General features: G+C 60.3%; 18 protein-coding genes. 5 read left to right on the top strand and 13 right to left on the bottom strand.

Annotated elements, in window-relative coordinates:
* Positions 1 to 98: 98 nt before the first annotated feature.
* The 3 genes from cysN to BI292_RS25805 form a co-directional block, all read right to left on the bottom strand.
* Complete coding sequence (cysN, locus tag BI292_RS25795) at positions 99 to 1,997, bottom strand: sulfate adenylyltransferase subunit CysN (RefSeq protein WP_101209652.1); 1,899 nt, start codon at positions 1,995 to 1,997, stop codon at positions 99 to 101.
* A gap of 9 nt (positions 1,998 to 2,006) precedes the next feature.
* Entirely contained in the window at positions 2,007 to 2,924 is a 918-nt protein-coding gene (gene cysD, locus BI292_RS25800; RefSeq protein WP_092273212.1) for a sulfate adenylyltransferase subunit CysD, read from the bottom strand.
* Between the two features lie 268 nt (positions 2,925 to 3,192).
* Positions 3,193 to 3,951, bottom strand: a complete 759-nt coding sequence (locus BI292_RS25805; RefSeq protein WP_092273215.1) for a Nif3-like dinuclear metal center hexameric protein — start codon at positions 3,949 to 3,951, stop codon at positions 3,193 to 3,195.
* Between the two features lie 104 nt (positions 3,952 to 4,055).
* On the opposite strand from BI292_RS25805, the gene algW reads away from it, so the two are divergent.
* From algW to BI292_RS25820, 3 genes are all read left to right on the top strand, one after another.
* Positions 4,056 to 5,216, top strand: a complete 1,161-nt coding sequence (gene algW / locus BI292_RS25810; protein ID WP_101209653.1) for a Do family serine endopeptidase AlgW — start codon at positions 4,056 to 4,058, stop codon at positions 5,214 to 5,216.
* Positions 5,217 to 5,434: 218 nt separating this feature from the next.
* Complete coding sequence (locus tag BI292_RS25815) at positions 5,435 to 7,540, top strand: TonB-dependent siderophore receptor (RefSeq protein WP_101209654.1); 2,106 nt, start codon at positions 5,435 to 5,437, stop codon at positions 7,538 to 7,540.
* Between the two features lie 12 nt (positions 7,541 to 7,552).
* Positions 7,553 to 8,275 (top strand): DUF4198 domain-containing protein, encoded by a 723-nt coding sequence (locus BI292_RS25820; protein ID WP_101209655.1) that lies wholly within the window; start codon positions 7,553 to 7,555, stop codon positions 8,273 to 8,275.
* Between the two features lie 166 nt (positions 8,276 to 8,441).
* Here BI292_RS25820 and hisC read toward each other — a convergent pair whose 3' ends face one another.
* The 10 genes from hisC to BI292_RS25870 all read right to left on the bottom strand — a co-directional run bounded on the left by hisC (position 8,442) and on the right by BI292_RS25870 (position 16,433).
* Positions 8,442 to 9,494 carry a histidinol-phosphate transaminase gene (gene hisC / locus BI292_RS25825; protein WP_101209656.1) on the bottom strand — a complete coding sequence of 351 codons (1,053 nt, stop codon included), beginning with the start codon at positions 9,492 to 9,494 and terminating at the stop codon, positions 8,442 to 8,444.
* Positions 9,495 to 9,496: 2 nt separating this feature from the next.
* Complete coding sequence (gene hisD / locus BI292_RS25830) at positions 9,497 to 10,834, bottom strand: histidinol dehydrogenase (protein WP_092273230.1); 1,338 nt, start codon at positions 10,832 to 10,834, stop codon at positions 9,497 to 9,499.
* 125 nt (positions 10,835 to 10,959) lie between these two features.
* Positions 10,960 to 11,595, bottom strand: a complete 636-nt coding sequence (gene hisG, locus BI292_RS25835; RefSeq protein ID WP_092273233.1) for an ATP phosphoribosyltransferase — start codon at positions 11,593 to 11,595, stop codon at positions 10,960 to 10,962.
* Positions 11,596 to 11,737: 142 nt separating this feature from the next.
* Complete coding sequence (gene murA, locus BI292_RS25840) at positions 11,738 to 13,003, bottom strand: UDP-N-acetylglucosamine 1-carboxyvinyltransferase (protein WP_092273236.1); 1,266 nt, start codon at positions 13,001 to 13,003, stop codon at positions 11,738 to 11,740.
* A 22-nt stretch (positions 13,004 to 13,025) separates the two neighbouring features.
* Entirely contained in the window at positions 13,026 to 13,277 is a 252-nt protein-coding gene (locus tag BI292_RS25845) for a BolA family protein (protein ID WP_092273239.1), read from the bottom strand.
* A 115-nt stretch (positions 13,278 to 13,392) separates the two neighbouring features.
* Positions 13,393 to 13,698, bottom strand: a complete 306-nt coding sequence (locus BI292_RS25850) for a lipid asymmetry maintenance protein MlaB (RefSeq protein WP_092273242.1) — start codon at positions 13,696 to 13,698, stop codon at positions 13,393 to 13,395.
* A complete protein-coding gene (locus BI292_RS25855) occupies positions 13,695 to 14,348 on the bottom strand; it encodes a phospholipid-binding protein MlaC (RefSeq protein WP_092273245.1) in 654 nt (217 codons plus the stop codon). The genes BI292_RS25850 and BI292_RS25855 overlap by 4 nt, the downstream gene beginning before the upstream one ends.
* Positions 14,349 to 14,359: 11 nt before the next feature.
* A complete protein-coding gene (gene mlaD / locus BI292_RS25860) occupies positions 14,360 to 14,827 on the bottom strand; it encodes an outer membrane lipid asymmetry maintenance protein MlaD (protein WP_092273248.1) in 468 nt (155 codons plus the stop codon).
* Positions 14,827 to 15,624 (bottom strand): lipid asymmetry maintenance ABC transporter permease subunit MlaE, encoded by a 798-nt coding sequence (gene mlaE, locus BI292_RS25865; RefSeq protein WP_092273250.1) that lies wholly within the window; start codon positions 15,622 to 15,624, stop codon positions 14,827 to 14,829. The genes mlaD and mlaE overlap by 1 nt, the downstream gene beginning before the upstream one ends.
* Entirely contained in the window at positions 15,624 to 16,433 is an 810-nt protein-coding gene (locus BI292_RS25870) for an ATP-binding cassette domain-containing protein (RefSeq protein WP_092273254.1), read from the bottom strand. The genes mlaE and BI292_RS25870 overlap by 1 nt, the downstream gene beginning before the upstream one ends.
* 273 nt (positions 16,434 to 16,706) lie before the next feature.
* Between BI292_RS25870 and BI292_RS25875 the strand changes: the two genes are divergently transcribed.
* Together BI292_RS25875 and BI292_RS25880 are read left to right on the top strand one after the other, a co-directional pair.
* Positions 16,707 to 17,681, top strand: a complete 975-nt coding sequence (locus tag BI292_RS25875) for a KpsF/GutQ family sugar-phosphate isomerase (protein ID WP_092273257.1) — start codon at positions 16,707 to 16,709, stop codon at positions 17,679 to 17,681.
* On the top strand, positions 17,681 to 18,205 hold the full coding sequence (locus BI292_RS25880; protein ID WP_092273260.1) for an HAD family hydrolase: 525 nt from the start codon (positions 17,681 to 17,683) through the stop codon (positions 18,203 to 18,205). Before BI292_RS25875 ends, BI292_RS25880 begins: the two co-directional genes overlap by 1 nt.
* The last annotated feature ends 6 nt before the right edge of the window (positions 18,206 to 18,211 follow it).

Genomic DNA, 18,211 nt, shown 5'->3' on the forward strand with positions numbered 1-18,211 from the left:
CCCCTGTGGGAGCGAGCTTGCTCGCGATGGCGACCTCAGGGGCAAAAAAAACCCGCCGATGATCACTCATCGGCGGGTTTTTTATCGGCGGCTGGCGCTTAGATCGCGCCGCGCTGACGCAGCAGTTCCAGCACTTGCTTGACGCTTTCTTCCAGCGACAGCGACTGGGTGTCGACGACCAGGTCGGCGTCCAGCGGCACGTCGTACGGGAAGGAATCGCCCGGGATGTTATCGCCGCCCGCCGCGTACAAGCCTTGCGGGTCACGCTCGGCGCACACGGTCGGCGAAGCCTGGACGTAGACCGTCAGCAGACGTTCCTTGCCGATCAAATCCCTGGCCTGCTCGCGCCCTTCAGCACTCGGCGCCACGAATGCCGCCAGCGTCAGCAGCCCCGCTTCGTTGAACTGACGCGCAACGTGCGCGGCACGGCGCCAGTTCTCAGTACGCCCGGCGCGATCCTGCGGCAGACCTTTGTTGAGGTCATGCCGCAGATTCTGTCCATCGAGCACAAACACCGCACGGCCCATGTCGAACAACTTGCGTTCAACCGCATAGGCCAGCGTACTTTTGCCCGCACCGGACAGGCCGCTGAACAGCACGGTGGCCGGTTGCTGGCCGAAGCGCTGAGCACGTTCTTCGGTGGCCACATGCGCCAGTTTGCCGTGATGCGTGCTGCCGCCCTGCGCCGAAGGCTGGGCGATGATCATCCCGGCGGCGACGGTGCCATTGGTCAAGCGATCGATGACGATGAACGAACCGGTGGTGCGGTTGCTCGCGTAACCGTCCAGCGCGATGGCGGCGTCGAGGCTGACCTTGACCCGGCCGATCTCGTTGAGGTTCAGCGAACTCGCCGGACCTTCTTCCAGGGTGTTCACGTCCACGCGGTTGACGATGCTGGTGATCGAACCCGGCACGTAACTGGTGGCGCGCTTGATGTCGTATTTCTTGCCCGGCAGCATCGGTTCTTCGGCCATCCACACCAGCATGGCGTCGAAAGCGTCAGTCACTTGCGGCAGGTTGTCGGCGTGCACCAGCAAGTCGCCGCGCGAGATGTCGATTTCGTCTTCCATGGTCAGCGTTACAGCCTGACCCGGACCGGCGTGTTCCAGCTCGCCTTCAAAGGTGACGATGGATTTCACCCGGCTGCTTTTGCCCGACGGCAACACCACGACTTCGTCGCCCTTGTGCACGATGCCGCTGGCCAGGGTGCCGGCGAAACCACGGAAGTTCAGGTTCGGACGGTTGACGTACTGCACCGGGAAACGCAGGTCGGTGTAGTTGCGGTCACTGGCGATTTCGACGGTTTCGAGAATCTCCATCAGCGACTGGCCGGTGTACCACGGCGAGCGCTCGGACTTGTTCACCACGTTGTCGCCCTTGAGGGCAGACATTGGCACGAAGGCCATGGTGGTCGGCTTGAACGCGATGCCTTCGGCGAACTTCAGGTAATCGGCCTTGATCGACTCGAAGACGCTTTCGTCAAACCCATTGAGGTCCATCTTGTTGATGGCGACCACGATGTGTTTGATCCCCAGCAGCGAGGCGATAAAGCTGTGGCGACGGGTCTGGGTCTGCACGCCGTAACGCGCGTCAACCAGAATGATCGCCAGGTCACAGGTGGACGCACCGGTGGCCATGTTGCGGGTGTACTGCTCATGGCCAGGGGTGTCGGCGATGATGAATTTGCGTTTTGCGGTGGAGAAATAGCGGTACGCGACATCAATGGTGATGCCCTGCTCGCGCTCGGCCTGCAGGCCGTCGACCAGCAATGCCAAGTCGATGTCTTCGCCGGTGGTGCCGACTTTTTTCGAGTCGCGGGTAATGGCTTCCAAGTGATCTTCGTAGATCATCTTGGAGTCGTGCAGCAAGCGCCCGATCAGGGTGCTCTTGCCGTCGTCGACGTTGCCACAGGTCAGAAAGCGCAGCATTTCCTTGCGTTCGTGCTGGCCCAGGTAGGCGAGGATGTCCTCGCTGATCAAATCAGATGCGTGCGACATGACAACCCCTTAGAAATAACCCTGACGTTTCTTTTCTTCCATCGAGCCTGCGCCATCGTGGTCGATGACCCGGCCCTGGCGTTCGGAAGTTCGCGTCAGGAGCATTTCCTGAATGATGTCGGTCAGGCTGGTGGCCTCGGACTCGACCGCACCGGTCAACGGGTAGTCGCCGAGTGTGCGGAAGCGCACTTTTTTCTTGACGATGCGCGCCTTGTCTTCATCGCTCAGGTGATTGAGCAGACGTTCGTCGTCGATCATGATCCAGGTGCCATTCATCTCGATGACGTCGCGCTCGGCGGCGAAGTACAGCGGCACAATCGGGATGCCTTCGAGGTAGATGTACTGCCAGATGTCCAGCTCGGTCCAGTTCGACAACGGGAATACACGAATGGATTCGCCCTTGTTGACGTTGCCGTTGTAGACGTTCCACAGCTCCGGGCGCTGGTTTTTCGGGTCCCAGCGGTGCTTGGTATCGCGGAAGGAATACACGCGCTCTTTGGCACGGGATTTCTCTTCGTCGCGGCGCGCACCACCGAAAGCGGCGTCGAAACCATGTTTGTCGAGGGCCTGTTTGAGACCTTCGGTTTTCATGATGTCGGTGTGTTTGGCACTGCCGTGGGTCAGCGGGTTGATGCCCTGCGCGACGCCATCGGGGTTGACGTGGACGATCAGGTCCAGGCCCAGTTCTTCGACCATGCGATCGCGGAACGCGTACATTTCCTGGAACTTCCACCGGGTGTCGACGTGCATCACCGGGAACGGCAGTTTGCCCGGGAAGAATGCCTTGCGCGCAAGGTGCAGCATCACGGCGGAATCTTTACCGACGGAGTACAGCATCACCGGGTTATCGAACTCGGCGGCGACCTCGCGGATGATGTGGATGCTTTCGGCCTCCAGCTGTTTCAGATGCGTCAGTTTGTCGACCATGGCTACTCACGAAAACGATCTTATGGACGGCCAGCGGGCCGTGTTCGAGCGAGGAATCCTAGCACAGCGACCTCTTCTAATCAGGCCGCGGGCTAGATCGAAAGGGTATATGGATATACCCCTCGGTTGGGCCAGGAAATGGCAATCCCCTGTGGGAGCAAGGCTTGCCCGCGATGGCAATCCACTGTGGGAGCAAGGCTTGCCCGCGATGGCAATCTCAAGGACGCCATCGCGGGCAAATCATGCTCCTACAGGGTTAGGTCGGTCATCAGATCGGGTTAGGGCAATCGATGAAGATATGTTCGACAGCGAAGCGCCGCGCCAGGTAATCGCCCAGCGCTTGCACGCCATAACGCTCGGTGGCGTGATGGCCGGCGGCGATGAAGCTGATGTCGTTTTCCCGCGCGCTATGGAACGTCTGCTCCGACGCCTCGCCACTCAGATACAGGTCGACGCCGGCCAGAACTGCCTGATCGATGTAACCCTGACCACCGCCGGTGCACCAGCCGACCCGCCGAATCATCGCGCTACCTTCAATCAGCAAAGGCTCGCGGCCCATGACTTCCTGCACGCGGCGGGCGAAGTCGCGCGGGCTCATCGGCTCGCTCAACGAACCGACCAGGCCGACGATCTTCAGGTTGTCGGGATCAAGCGGGCCTTCGACGGTGATGTCCAACTGACGGGCAAGCTGCACGTTGTTGCCGACGTCCGGGTGCAGGTCCAACGGCAAGTGGTACGACAGCAAACTGATGTCGTGCTTGAGCAGGGTTTTCAAGCGGCGTTGCTTCATGCCGGTGATGCACGGGTTTTCGCCCTTCCAGAAATAGCCGTGATGCACCAGCACCAGATCAGCCTTGGCTTCCACCGCCGCATCCAGCAAAGCCTGGCTGGCGGTGACGCCGCTGACGATGCGCATCACCTGCGGACGGCCCTCGACCTGCAGGCCGTTGGGGCAATAATCGGCAATCTTTGAACTGTTAAGGTAACGGTCGGCTTCTTCGACCAGGGTGCTCAGTGCAACGGCCATGAAAGACTCCTGAAAATAGCCCGTTCAGAGGCGCAATCGCCTCGTATAATGCGCGACATTATGGGCGGTCTCAGACCACCTGCAACCTTTCCAGGACATGCTTAATGCTCAAGGCGCTGCGTTTTTCCGGCTGGCCGCTACTGGCCGGCGTGCTTATCGCTCTGTTGATAATCCAGCGTTATCCGCAGTGGGTCGGGCTTCCGAGCCTTGACGTCAATATGCAGCAAGCCCCGCAATCCACTTCGGTGCAACAGGGCCCGGTGTCCTATGCCGACGCGGTGACCGTGGCCGCACCTGCGGTGGTGAACCTGTACACGACCAAAGTCATCAACAAACCCAATCACCCGCTGTTTGAAGATCCACAGTTCCGGCGCTTTTTCGGCGACAACTCGCCGAAGCAGAAACGCATGGAGTCGAGCCTCGGTTCCGGTGTGATCATGAGCCCGGAAGGCTACATCCTCACCAACAACCACGTGACCAGCGGCGCCGACCAGATTGTCGTGGCGCTCAAGGATGGCCGCGAGACGCTCGCTCGAGTCATCGGCAGCGACCCGGAAACCGACCTCGCGGTATTGAAGATCGACCTGAAAAACCTGCCGGCGATCACCATCGGCCGCTCCGACAACATTCGCATTGGCGACGTCACGCTGGCCATCGGCAACCCGTTCGGCGTCGGCCAGACGGTGACCATGGGCATCATCAGCGCCACCGGGCGCAATCAGTTGGGCCTGAACAACTACGAAGACTTCATCCAGACCGACGCCGCGATCAATCCCGGCAACTCCGGCGGCGCACTGGTTGACGCGATCGGCAACCTGACCGGCATCAACACCGCGATCTTCTCCAAGTCCGGCGGCTCGCAAGGCATCGGTTTTGCGATTCCGGTCAAACTGGCGATGGAAGTGATGAAGTCGATCATCGAGCACGGCCAGGTGATTCGTGGCTGGCTGGGCATCGAAGTGCAGCCGCTGACCCAGGAACTGGCGGAGTCGTTTGGCTTGTCCGGGCGTCCGGGGATTGTGGTGGCGGGGATTTTCCGCGACGGTCCGGCGCAGAAAGCCGGCCTGCAACTGGGTGACGTGATCCTCAGCATCGACGGCGAACCGGCCGGCGACGGTCGCCGCTCGATGAACCAGGTCGCGCGGATCAAACCGACTGACAAGGTCACCATCCAGGTGATGCGCAACGGCAAAGAGATCAAGCTCAGCGCCGAGATCGGCCTGCGTCCGCCGCCGGCGCCGATCAAAGAGAAAGAAGAAAACTGAGTGATCGCGCTCGGTTGATCTTCTGACGCTTCTGGCTCCTTCGCGGGCATGCCTCGCTCCTACGGGAACTCACCTCCCGACGTAGGAGCGAGGCTTGCCCGCGAAGACATCCTCAAAAACAACCCAAAAAAAACCGCCAACCGCTAAATCACAGCAACAGCAGACATTCTCATTAGCCATGTTATATTGTTTCAATATCACTATTGGAACAACATAACATGTCGTCTCGAACAATGGTCTCCGCTGCCGGCCTTGCCCTCGGCCTGCTGGCAGATCCAGTCTTCGCCGAAGACTCTGGCGCGCTCGAACTGGAAGCCATCAGCGTCACTTCCGACTACGAATCGCCGACCGGCCCGGTCCAGGGCTACCGCGCGACCCGCTCCGCCAGCGCGACCAAAACCGACACGGCGATCCGCGACATCCCGCAATCGATCAGCGTCATCCCGGCCACGGTGTTCAAGGATCTGGGCAGCACCAGCGTCGAACGCGCGCTGGATTTTGCCGGCGGCGTGTCGAAGCAAAACAACTTCGGTGGCCTGACGCTCTACGAATACAGCGTGCGCGGCTTCACCACTTCCGAGTTCTACAAGGACGGCTTCAGCGCCAACCGCGGTTACCCGAGCACGCCGGACGTGGCGAGCATCGAGCGCATCGAAGTGCTCAAAGGCCCCGCCGCCAGCCTGTATGGCCGTGGCGATCCCGGCGGCACGGTGAACATCGTCAGTAAGAAACCGCAGCCCGAAGCCTTCACCACGTTGCAAACCAGTGCCGGCAGTTGGGACCGTTATCGCACCGCGCTGGACGTCAATGCTCCGCTGGACGACGAGGGCAACCTGCTGTCGCGGGTCAACCTGGCCGTCGAGGACAACCACAGCTTTCGCGATCACGTCGACAGCCAGCGCGTGTTCGTCGCGCCCTCCTTCGCTTGGCAATTGGACCCCGACACGCACCTGTTGGTGGAAAGCGAATTCGTCCGCCACAGCTCGACGTTCGACCGTGGCATCGTCGCGCCGAACAACACCTGGAGCGGCGTCTCGCGCTCGACGTTCCTCGGCGAACCCAACGACGGCGACATCGACAACCACAACAACATGCTGCAAGCCGCGCTCGAACATCACTTGAATGACACCTGGAAACTGCGCCTCGCCAGCCATTACAAGGAAGGCAAGCTCTGGGGATTCGCCTCGGAAGCGCGGCCACTGAACGCCGACGGCCACACGGTCAATCGGCGTTTGCGCGAACGCGACAACGACTGGCACGACAGCATTACCCAGCTCGAATTGCGCGGCGTGTTCGACCTCGGCAGTTGGCAGCATGAATTGCTGATCGGCAGCGAATACGAGAATTACCGCAAGAACGAACGGGTGACCACTACCGCCGGCAGCGCCTACGCCATCGACATCTATCAGCCGGTCTACGGCCAGCCGAAACCCAACGGCGCGCGCTCCGGCACAGACTTCTTCGAGCACGTCGAAAGCCACGCCCTGAACCTGCAGGATCAGATCGTTTTCACCGACAAACTGCGCGGCATGCTCGGTGCGCGCTTCGAACATTTCGAGCAAAACATCGACGATCACACGCGCGGCAACCACACACGCCAGCGGCAAGACGCACTCACGCAACGCGCCGGTCTGCTCTACCAACTGACGCCGCAAGTCGGTTTGTTCGCCAACGCGTCGACGTCGTTCAAACCGAACAATGGCCTCGATGCCGGCGGCAAATCCTTCGACCCGGAAGAAGGCGTCGGGTATGAAATCGGGATCAAGAGCGAGCTGTTCGACGAGCGTTTGAGCAGCACCCTCGCGGCGTTTCACATCGAGAAAGAAAACGTCCTCGCGCTCGATCCCGGCACCGACACCAGCCGCGCCATGGGCAAGGCGCGCAGCCAGGGTTTCGACCTGCAAGTGACCGGGCAAGTGAGCGACGCTGTGCGGGTGATCGGCGCATTTGCCTACATCGACGCCGAAGTCACCGACGGCGACGCCGTCATCCCCAGCGGCAGCCGCATTCTCGGCGTGGCCAAGCGCAGCGGCAGTCTGCTGGGGGTCTACGAGTTTCAGGATGGCCGTTTGCGCGGCTCGGACGTCGGCGCGGCGTTCACCTATGTCGGCGATCGCTCCGGTGAATCGGCCAGCGATTTCGAACTGCCGGCCTACCACACCGTCGACCTGCTCGCGCATTACAAGGCCAGCGACAACGTTACGGTCGGTCTCAACCTGAACAATTTATTCGACGAGAAATACTTCGAGCGCTCGTACAGCAACTACTGGGTCAACCCCGGCGAGCCGCGCAATTTCACCGTCAGCCTGACACTCAATCTGTAAAAGGACGTCACCATGCAACACCTCAAACCGCTCGCGCTGCTGGGTCTTCTGTTGGTCGCCACGCAGGCCTCGGCGCATGGTCTGTGGACCGAGCAACGGCGCGGCAACATCGAAGTGATTTACGGCCACGGCGCTGAAGACAACGCGTTCAAAGCGCAAAAGATCAGCGGCGCCTGGGCCTATGACGGCGCCGGCAAAATGATCCCGGTGAGCGTCGAACGCCTGGCTGACCACGCGCGCCTTAAACCGCTGAAGACACCTGCCGTCATGGCGGTGGCGCTGGACAACGGCATGTGGTCGCAAACGGCAGATAAAAAATGGGTCAACGCTGGGCGCAGCAAAGTGCCGGGGGCGATCGAGTCCACGCAGACCTTCAAATACAGCCTGGCGATTTATCAGCCAGGGGCGAAGTTGCCGGCGCTCAATCAATTGAAATTGGTGATTGTGCCCGAGGTTGATCCGCTCACCGTCGGCCCCGGCCAGTCACTGCCGGTGCGGGTGCTGCTGGATGGCCAACCGGCGGCGGGAGTCAAACTGGTGGGCGATTATCGCAGCGCGCCGAATACCTTGAGTGCCGAGACCGACAAGGAGGGTCGGGCGCAAGTGCTGGTGCGTAACGAGGGTTTGAACGTGATCGCCGCGCAGATCGAAGTGCCGCTCAAGGACAACCCGGACGTGGCCACGCGCGGGTTATTCACCTCGCTGACATTCCTCGGCGAAGCGCATCACGAGTAATCAACACAACCCTGTGGGAGCAAGGCTTGCCCGCGATGGCGATGCTTTTGTGGGAGCGAGGCTTGCCCGCGATGGCGATTTCATTGGTGCCATCGCGGGCAAGCCTTGCTCCCACAGGTGCAAAGCCCACCTCAGAGCCCACTTCAGAGCCCGGTTCAGCCTCAGGTCAGAGGTCGCCGAGGCCGTCGATCAGTGCCTGATTCTGCTCCGGCGTACCGATCGAGATCCGCAGGAATTGCGCGATGCGTTCCTGTTTGAAGTGGCGGACGATCACCCCTTGCTCGCGCAATTTCGCCGCCAGGCCCGCCGCGTCGTGCTGCGGATGACGGGCGAAGATGAAGTTGGCTGCCGAGGGCAGCACTTCAAAACCCTTCGCTTGCAGCTGCGCGACAACCTTTTCGCGGTTCTCGATTACCCACCGGCAGGTCTGGTCGAAATACTCGCGATCCTCGAACGCCGCCGCTGCGCCGACGTTCGCCAGGCGGTCCAGCGGATAGGAGTTGAAGCTGTTCTTGATCCGCTCCAGCGCCTCGATCAAATCCGGATGACCAACCGCCAAACCAACCCGCAAACCGGCCAGCGAGCGCGATTTGGACAAGGTCTGGGTCACCAGCAGGTTCGGGTAACGGTCGACCAGACTGATCGCGGTGACGCCGCCGAAGTCGATGTAGGCCTCATCGACCACCACCACCGAATCGGTATTCGCCTTGAGGATCTGCTCGACCGCGTCCAACGCCAGCAGGCAGCCAGTCGGCGCGTTCGGGTTGGGGAAAATGATCCCGCCGTTCGGCTTGGCGTAGTCCGCCGGGTTGATCTGGAACTGCGCGTCCAGCGGCACCGCGTCGAAATCGATGCCGTACAAGCCGCAATACACCGGGTAAAAGCTGTAACTGATGTCCGGGAACAGCACGGGTTTGTCGTGCTGCAACAAGCCGTGAAAAATGTGCGCGAGGACTTCGTCGGAACCGTTGCCGAGGAAAACCTGGCCAGTTGGCACGCCGTAATAAGTGGCGACGGCATTTTTCAGCAGATCGCTGTTCGGGTCCGGGTACAGGCGCAAGTTGTCGTTGAGTTCGGTTTGCATCGCCGCGAGTGCTTTGGGCGATGGGCCGTAGGGGTTTTCGTTGGTGTTGAGCTTCACCAGTTTCGCCAGTTTCGGCTGCTCGCCCGGCACGTATGGCACCAGGTTCTTGACGAAGGGACTCCAGAATTTACTCATGTTCAGTCAGCCTTCTCTTGATTAAAGAGCTCGTCAACGATGCGGTATTCAGCGCTGCGGGCGTGGGCGGTCAGCGACTCGCCACGGGCCAGCACGGAAGCGGTCTTGCCCAGTTCCGAAGCGCCCTGCTCGGAGCAGAAGATGATCGAGGAGCGTTTCTGGAAATCGTACACGCCTAGCGGCGAGGAGAATCGCGCGGTGCCGGAGGTCGGCAAGACGTGGTTCGGACCGGCGCAGTAATCGCCTAACGCTTCGGACGTGTGGCGGCCCATGAAGATCGCGCCGGCGTGGCGGATCTTCGGCAACCAGGCTTGCGGATCGGCGACCGACAACTCCAGGTGCTCCGGGGCGATGCGGTTGGCCACTTCGATGGCTTGTTCCATGTCGCGCACCAGAATCAGCGCGCCGCGACCGTTGATCGAGGTTTCGATAATTTCGGCGCGTTCCATGGTCGGCAACAGTTTGGCGATGCTCGCGGCGACCTTGTCGAGGAACTCGGCGTCGGGGCTGACCAGAATCGCTTGCGCGTCTTCGTCGTGCTCGGCTTGCGAGAACAGGTCCATGGCGATCCAGTCGGGATCGGTCTGACCGTCGCACACCACAAGAATCTCCGATGGGCCGGCGATCATGTCGATGCCGACCTGGCCGAACACGTGGCGCTTGGCGGTGGCGACATAGATGTTGCCCGGGCCGACGACTTTATCGACTTTCGGCACGCTTTCGGTGCCGTAGGCCAGCGCCGCAACGGCTTGCGCGCCACCGATGGTGAACACGCGGTCGACGCCGGCAATGCACGCGGCGGCCAGCACCAGTTCATTGAGTTCGCCGCGCGGGGTCGGCACAACCATGACCACTTCGGTGACGCCAGCGACTTTCGCCGGAATCGCGTTCATCAGCACCGACGACGGGTACGACGCCTTGCCGCCCGGCACGTACAGGCCGGCGCGATCCAGCGGCGTGACTTTCTGCCCGAGCACGGTGCCATCGGCCTCGGTGTAACTCCAGGAGTCCTGCTTCTGTTTTTCGTGGTAGCTGCGCACGCGGGCCGCGGCTTTTTCCAGGGCTTCGCGCTGCGCCACGGTGATGCGCGTCAGGGCCAGTTCCAGGCGCTCGCGCGGCAGGATCAGGTCGGCCATGGAGGCGACTTGCAGGCCGTCGAACTTCTGGGTGAATTCCACCAGCGCCGCATCGCCCCGCTCACGCACGGCTTTGATGATGTCGAGCACGCGCTGATTGACCGAGTCGTCAGACACACTTTCCCAGCTCAGCAGATGATCCAGATGATGCGCGAAATCCGGGTCAGCAGCGTTGAGTCGGCGAATTGCAGTCGGTGCGGTCATAGCGAGAGCCTCATAGGAATGGCAAAAACTCAGGCGCCCTAACTTAGCAGTCGTTTCCGCTTGGGCACCTGAGATTCTGGCTATGAGGCGGATAGACGGGCGCGACTCAACGTCGCGCAGGTGAATCAGCCGCGGTGTCGAGACTCCACTGCCTTGCGCAGGGTGTCGATCAACGCCTGAATACGGGCGTGCTGCATTTTCATCGAAGCTTTGTTGACGATCAGCCGGGAGCTGATGTCAGCGATGAAATCCTGTGGCTCCAGGCCGTTGGCCCGCAGCGTGTTGCCGGTGTCGACGACGTCGATGATCTTGTCGGCGAGGCCAATCAGCGGTGCCAGTTCCATCGAGCCGTAGAGCTTGATGATGTCGACCTGACGGCCCTGCTCGGCGTAGTAACGCTTGGCAACATTGACGAATTTGGTGGCAACGCGCAGACGACCCTTGGGCTCGATGGCGCCGACTTTGCCGGCGGTCATCAGTTTGCACAGGGCGATGCGCAGGTCCAGCGGCTCGTAGAGGCCCTGGCCGCCGTATTCCATCAGCACATCTTTACCGGCGACGCCCAGGTCCGCGGCACCATGCTCGACATAAGTCGGCACATCGGTGGCGCGCACGATCAGCAGACGCACGTCAGGCTGGGTCGTGGGGATGATCAACTTGCGGCTCTTGTCCGGATTCTCGGTCGGCACGATGCCCGCTTCAGCCAGAAGCGGCAGGGTGTCGTCAAGGATGCGGCCTTTGGACAGTGCGATGGTCAACATGGGAAACGTCAGTCCTTATCAAGGTACTCATGCCCGGTCGCAAATGGCGCCGGACATACATCGAGGCGCTTTGAATAAATCAAAAGACGCCTCGATTCAAAACGAATTCAACGGGCGCGTCCCTGCGCCCATGCAGCAGGGACTAGCCCGGTACGCGGCGGATCTTGGCGCCGAGCATCTGCAGTTTTTCTTCGATGCACTCATAGCCACGATCTATGTGGTAGATGCGATCGATCAGGGTGTCGCCTTCAGCGATCAGCGCCGAGATAACCAGGCTGGCGGAAGCACGCAGGTCAGTGGCCATGACTGGCGCGCCTTTGAGCTTCTCGGTGCCGGTGACGATGGCAGTGTTGCCTTCGACCTGAATCTTGGCGCCCATGCGGTGCAGTTCGTAAACGTGCATGAAACGGTTTTCGAAGATCGTCTCGATCACTGCACCAGTGCCTTCGGCAATGGCGTTGAGGGAGATGAACTGCGCTTGCATGTCGGTCGGGAACGCCGGGTACGGAGCGGTCCGCACGTTGACGGCTTTCGGCCGCTTGCCGTGCATGTTCAGCTCGATCCAGTCTTCGCCGCAGGTGATTTCGGCACCCGACTCACGGAGTTTTTCCAGCACTGCTTCGAGGATGGTCGGATCGGTGTCCTTGACCTTGACGCGACCGCCGGTCACGGCAGCAGCCACCAGGTAGGTGCCGGTTTCGATCCGGTCCGGCATCACTTTATAAGTGGCCGGGTGCAGACGCTCGACGCCATCGATGGTGATGGTGTCGGTGCCGGCGCCAGTGATCTTGGCACCCATGGCGATCAGGAAGTTCGCCAGGTCGATGACTTCAGGCTCGCGTGCGGCGTTAGCCAGTACGCTGCGGCCCTTGGCCAAAGCGGCCGCCATCATGATGTTTTCGGTACCGGTCACACTGACGGTGTCGAAGAAGAAGTGCGCACCGCGCAAACCGCCTTCCGGCGCCTTGGCTTTGATGTAGCCGCCTTCGACGTCGATGATCGCGCCCATGGCTTCGAGGCCACGGATGTGCAGGTCAACCGGACGCGAACCGATGGCGCAACCGCCAGGCAGGGCGACTTCGGCTTCGCCGAAACGCGCGACCATCGGGCCCAGTACGAGGATCGAGGCACGCATGGTTTTAACCAGTTCGTACGGCGCGATCAGGGTCTTGATGGTGCGTGGGTCGATTTCGACGCTGAGTTTCTCGTCGATCACCGGCTCGATGCCCATGCGACCGAACAGCTCGATCATGGTGGTGATGTCGTGCAGGTGCGGCAGATTGGCCACGGTGACCGGGCCATCGCAGAGCAATGTTGCAGCCAGAATCGGCAGGGCAGAGTTCTTTGCCCCGGAAATGCGGATTTCGCCATCAAGACGAACGCCACCGGTAATTATCAATTTATCCATAAGAATCTCGACGCCCTTGGGCTCAGGTGCGCTCGGCCCAGGCCGCGCTGCTGAAAAATTTCATAGTGACCGCATGGATGCTGCCATCGGTGATCCATGGGTTTAAATGGGCATAGATCTGCTGCTGACGCTTCACCGGGCTTAACGCCGCCAGTTCATCGCTAATCACGTTCAGCTGAAAGTTGCAGCCTTCGCCCTCAACTTCTACCTGCACTTGTGAAAGGGTCTCGGACAGCTTTCCTTCAAGAAAGCTCTTCACTTCGGTGGCCTGCATGCTCAACCTCAATCGGCGCCCTGTGCGCGCGGGTCGGACATCATACAAAAAAGCCCCGCGCCTGCGAACCCCGCATTAACAGGACTCTGACGGGGGGCTTCTTTATAGATGCCGTTTAGGGATGCGCCAACAGCTCGGTCAATTCGCTGACCTGAGCGATTTCGCGCATGTCTTCGGGCATTGCGCGAATGCTCAGGGCCTTGCCGGCAGCCTGGGCATCGCGCATGAAGCACAGCAGCAGCGACAAACCGACACTGCTGGACTTCACCACTGCCGAACAATCCACCACCAAAGCGTTAGCCGTGCTGGACTTGATCAGCGCCTGACCATGCTTGCGCAAGTCAGGCCCGGTGCGGTAATCCAGCACACCGCTGAGCATCAGCTCGCCGGATTCGCTCATGCGAACGGCCGACTCACTCATTGCGCAGACTTCTGATCGGCGCCTTCAGTGGAGGCTTTGGCTTTGGCGACTTCACCGGCCCAACCATTGATGGTCTTGTCCAGATCGTTGCCATTGCGCTGCATCGCGTCAGCGAACTGATCGCGGAACAGCTTGCCGATGTTGATGCCGTTGATGATCACGTTGCGCAGTTTCCACTCGCCGTTGATCTTCTCAAGCGTGTACTGCACCGGGTACACCGCGCCGTTGTTGCCCTTGACGGTCATGCCCACGCTGGTGCGAGTGCCCGACTCATCCTTGGCAGGATCAACGGTGATGCCCTGGTTGTTGTACTCAAGCAAAGCGTTGCCATAAAACTGGAACAGACCGCGTTTGAAGTTTTCCTGAAACTTCTGCATCTGCTCAGGCGTGGCTTTGCGCGAGTACTTGACCGTCATGATGCTTTTGGAAATACCTTCAGCATCCACAACAGGCCCGACGATGGTGTTCAGCGCCGTGTAAAAGTCCTGTGGATCCTGTTTGTACTTCTCTTTGTTGGCCGAAAGATCGGCCAGCATCCGGTTCGTGGTGTCCTGGATCAGCTCGTGTGCGGAAGGCGCCGCCACGGCGTTAGCCATCAACGGCAGGGCCGCGAGTACTACCAACAGGCCACGTCGCAAGGTAGAGATCATTCAAAAGCTCCTCATTTGGCGTCTTTGCTAACGGTATTGAGCAGGAATTTACCGATCAGGTCTTCGAGCACCAGCGACGACTGGGTGTCATGGATGATGCCGCCATCCTTGAGCAATGCTTCTTCCCCGCCAACGCTGATACCGATGTACTTCTCGCCCAACAGGCCAGCGGTCAGGATAGATGCAGTGGAGTCAGTCGGCAGATTATCTACGCGCTTTTCCAGTTGCATGGTCACCCGGCCGGTGAAACTGTCGCGGTCCAGATCGATCGCTGTGACCTTGCCGATGGTCACACCGGCCATGGTCACTTTTGCTCTGACAGTCAAACCGGCGATATTGTCAAAATATGCATAAAGTTTATACGACTCGGTGTTTGCGCTCGGCGACAGGCCACTGACCCGCAAGGCAAGCAGCAGCAAAGCCAGGATGCCAGCCAGCAAGAAAAGGCCGACACCGATTTCCAGGGTGCGGTTTTGCATCAGAAATCTCCAAACATCAAGGCAGTCAAAATGAAGTCCAGGCCGAGCACTGCCAAAGAGGCATACACCACGGTCTTGGTTGTGGCACGACTGATCCCCTCGGAAGTGGGCTCGCAGTCATAGCCTTGGAATACGGCAATCCAGGTAACGACGAAGGCGAAAACGATACTTTTGATGATGCCGTTAAGCACATCACCACTGAACGTCACGCTGTTCTGCATGTTCGACCAGTAGGAACCTTCAAAGACTCCCAACCAATCGACCGCCACCCACGAACCACCCCAGATCCCGACGACGCTGAAGATCATCGCCAGCACCGGCAGGGAAATGAAGCCGGCCCACAGGCGCGGGGCAATGATGTACTTGAGCGGGTCGACGCCAATCATTTCCAGACTGGACAACTGCTCGGTGGACTTCATGTTGCCGATTTCGGCGGTCAGTGCCGAACCGGCACGCCCGGCGAATAGCAAGGCCGTCACCACCGGCCCCAGTTCACGCAGCAACGTCAGGGCAACCATCTGCCCGACGGCCTGTTCCGAACCGTAGCTGGAAAGGATATTGAAGCCCTGCAGCGCCAACACCATGCCGATGAACACCCCGGAGACCACGATGATCACCAGGGACATCACGCCGATCGAATGCAGTTGCTTGATCAGCAGGCCGAAGCCGCCGCCAATGCCGCCGCGGCCGAGCAACGCATGAAAGAGGAAAATCGTCGCACGCCCGAACACCCCGACGGCATCGATCGCCGCCCGGCCGAACCGGCGCACTCTTTCCAACAGTGAAATCTTGCGCATCAGCGCTTCCCCAGAAGATCTGCGCGGTAATCCGTCGCTGGAAAGTGATAGGCGACCGGGCCATCGGGATCGCCTGTCATGAATTGACGGATACGCGGATCGTCCGAGTTCATCAGTTCGTCAGGCGTGCCCTGCCCCAGCACTTGTTCATCGCCCACTACATAGATGTAGTCGGCGATGCTCGCGGTCTCGGCCAGATCGTGGGATACCACGATACTGGTGATGCCCAGCGCGTCGTTGAGCAGGCGGATCAGGCGCACGAGTACGCCCATGGCGATCGGGTCCTGCCCGACAAAGGGCTCGTCGTACATGAGAATCTGCGGATCGAGGGCAATCGCCCGCGCCAGCGCGACTCGCCGCTTCATGCCGCCGGACAATTCGTCCGGCATCAGGTCGATGGCGCCGCGCAAACCGACGGCCTGCAATTTCAGCAGGACGATGTCGCGGATCATTTCTTCCGGCAGCTCGGTATGAACGCGCAGCGGAAAAGCGACGTTCTCGAACACATCGAGATCGGTAAACAGGGCGCCGCTCTGAAACAGCACGCCCATGTGCTTGCGCGCATCGAACAAATCGCTGCGTGACAGTTTGGGCAGATTCTGACCATTGACCCAGACTTCGCCACTGGTAGGCCGCAACTGTGCGCCCATCAGCCGTAAGAGCGTGGTCTTGCCACACCCGGAAGGTCCCATGATGCCGGTGACCTTGCCGCGCGGGATGCGGATATCAATGTTGTTGAAAATACTGCGCGCACCGCGCTTGAAGGACAGTCCCTTCAGCTCGACCGCGTAGGCGTTATCGGCACTCATCTAAACTCCTTGCGATGCAGCCTCTCACTCGGACGCCTGGCTCTCTGTCGAAAGCACATACCGCCCCGGGCGGGCCGAACTGGCGGCGAACTATATCACTGCAACGCTCAAGCGCCCAATCCCCAAGCCAGCCATGTTCGGCGAAGAAAGCGCCAGCCACGTGCATTTGCGCGGTTTTGCTCACAACTATTTACAAAGCGCGACGAACTAGCGTGAGGGTTTCGATCATTACCGCTATAATCGCCGCCTTTTCATCGGGCTATACGATCTGACATGAGCCAAACCAGCGACCTGATTCAATCGGCACAACGCACCATCCGCCTCGAACTGGAAGCCGTACAAGGCTTGCTGCCCCATATCGACGCTGATTTTGTACGCGCTTGCGAGATGATTCTGGCCAGCAAGGGCCGCGTGGTCGTGCTCGGCATGGGCAAGTCCGGGCACATCGGCAACAAGATTGCCGCGACCCTGGCGAGCACCGGCACCACGGCTTTTTTCGTGCACCCGGCCGAAGCCAGTCACGGCGACATGGGCATGATCACCCGCGACGACATCATCCTGGCGCTGTCGAACTCCGGCTCGACCAATGAAATCGTGACCCTGCTGCCGCTGATCAAGCGCCAGGGCATCAAGCTGATCAGCATGACCGGCAATCCGAATTCGCCGCTGTCCAAGGCTGCCGAGATCAATCTGAACGTGCACGTCGAGCATGAAGCCTGCCCGCTGAACCTGGCGCCGACCTCCTCGACCACCGCCGCACTGGTGATGGGCGACGCATTGGCCGTGGCGCTGCTGGAAGCTCGTGGCTTCACCGCCGAAGATTTTGCCTTTTCGCATCCGGGCGGTGCTCTGGGCCGACGCCTGTTGCTCAAGGTCGAAACCGTGATGCACGCCGGCGCCGAGCTGCCGCTGGTGCCTCGCGGCACGCTGCTCAAGGACGCCTTGATGGAAATGACCCGCAAGGGGCTGGGCATGACCGCAATAGTAGAAGCCGATGGCAAACTGGCGGGGATCTTCACTGACGGCGACTTGCGCCGCACCCTCGACCGCACCATCGACATCCACCACACCACCATCGACGAAGTCATGACCGTTCACGGCAAGACCGCCCGGGCCGACATGCTGGCAGCCGAAGCCCTGAAAATCATGGAAGACCATCGAATCAACGCACTGGTAGTCGTCGACAAGGAAGACCGCCCGGTAGGCGCCTTCAACCTGTCCGACCTGCTGCGTGCAGGAGTAATGTGATGAGCAACGACCTGCTGCAACGCGGCAAGAACATCAAACTGGCGATTTTCGATGTCGACGGCGTCCTTACCGACGGGCGTCTGTACTTCCTCGAAGACGGCAGTGAATTCAAGACTTTCAACACCCTCGACGGCCAAGGCATCAAGATGTTGATGGCAGCCGGCGTGCAGACCGCTATCATCAGCGGTCGCAAGACCCCGGTGGTCGAGCGGCGAGCGAAGAATCTTGGCATCCCGCACCTTTATCAGGGGCGTGAAGACAAACTGGTGGTGTTGGACGAGCTTCTCGGCCAACTCAACCTAAGCTATGAACAAGTTGCCTATCTGGGTGACGACCTGCCAGATTTGCCAGTGATCCGCCGCGTCGGGCTGGGCATGGCAGTGGCCAATGCTGCAAGCTTCGTGCGCGAACACGCTCACGGCATCACCGTGGCCCGTGGCGGCGAAGGTGCCGCCCGCGAATTCTGCGAACTGATCCTGCGCGCCCAGGGTCGCCTCGATGCGGCAAATGGCGCGTACCTGTGAGCCAAT

Origin of the sequence: Pseudomonas sp. 43NM1 (genome assembly GCF_002836905.1) — a bacterium.
GTDB classification, from domain to species: domain Bacteria; phylum Pseudomonadota; class Gammaproteobacteria; order Pseudomonadales; family Pseudomonadaceae; genus Aquipseudomonas; species Aquipseudomonas prosekii.

Bases quoted from the DNA above. Each gene is read 5' to 3' on its own strand.
- BI292_RS25870 (WP_092273254.1), bottom strand. From the start codon at position 16,433: ATGAGTGCCGATAACGCCTACGCGGTCGAGCTGAAGGGACTGTCCTTC.
- BI292_RS25820 (WP_101209655.1), top strand. From the start codon at position 7,553: ATGCAACACCTCAAACCGCTCGCGCTGCTGGGTCTTCTGTTGGTCGCC.
- BI292_RS25805 (WP_092273215.1), bottom strand. From the start codon at position 3,951: ATGGCCGTTGCACTGAGCACCCTGGTCGAAGAAGCCGACCGTTACCTT.
- mlaD (WP_092273248.1), bottom strand. From the start codon at position 14,827: ATGCAAAACCGCACCCTGGAAATCGGTGTCGGCCTTTTCTTGCTGGCT.
- BI292_RS25880 (WP_092273260.1), top strand. From the start codon at position 17,681: ATGAGCAACGACCTGCTGCAACGCGGCAAGAACATCAAACTGGCGATT.
- cysD (WP_092273212.1), bottom strand. From the start codon at position 2,924: ATGGTCGACAAACTGACGCATCTGAAACAGCTGGAGGCCGAAAGCATC.
- BI292_RS25850 (WP_092273242.1), bottom strand. From the start codon at position 13,698: ATGAGTGAGTCGGCCGTTCGCATGAGCGAATCCGGCGAGCTGATGCTC.
- cysN (WP_101209652.1), bottom strand. From the start codon at position 1,997: ATGTCGCACGCATCTGATTTGATCAGCGAGGACATCCTCGCCTACCTG.
- algW (WP_101209653.1), top strand. From the start codon at position 4,056: ATGCTCAAGGCGCTGCGTTTTTCCGGCTGGCCGCTACTGGCCGGCGTG.
- mlaE (WP_092273250.1), bottom strand. From the start codon at position 15,624: ATGCGCAAGATTTCACTGTTGGAAAGAGTGCGCCGGTTCGGCCGGGCG.
- hisD (WP_092273230.1), bottom strand. From the start codon at position 10,834: ATGACCGCACCGACTGCAATTCGCCGACTCAACGCTGCTGACCCGGAT.
- hisG (WP_092273233.1), bottom strand. From the start codon at position 11,595: ATGTTGACCATCGCACTGTCCAAAGGCCGCATCCTTGACGACACCCTG.
- BI292_RS25815 (WP_101209654.1), top strand. From the start codon at position 5,435: ATGTCGTCTCGAACAATGGTCTCCGCTGCCGGCCTTGCCCTCGGCCTG.
- BI292_RS25845 (WP_092273239.1), bottom strand. From the start codon at position 13,277: ATGCAGGCCACCGAAGTGAAGAGCTTTCTTGAAGGAAAGCTGTCCGAG.
- BI292_RS25875 (WP_092273257.1), top strand. From the start codon at position 16,707: ATGAGCCAAACCAGCGACCTGATTCAATCGGCACAACGCACCATCCGC.
- hisC (WP_101209656.1), bottom strand. From the start codon at position 9,494: ATGAGTAAATTCTGGAGTCCCTTCGTCAAGAACCTGGTGCCATACGTG.
- BI292_RS25855 (WP_092273245.1), bottom strand. From the start codon at position 14,348: ATGATCTCTACCTTGCGACGTGGCCTGTTGGTAGTACTCGCGGCCCTG.
- murA (WP_092273236.1), bottom strand. From the start codon at position 13,003: ATGGATAAATTGATAATTACCGGTGGCGTTCGTCTTGATGGCGAAATC.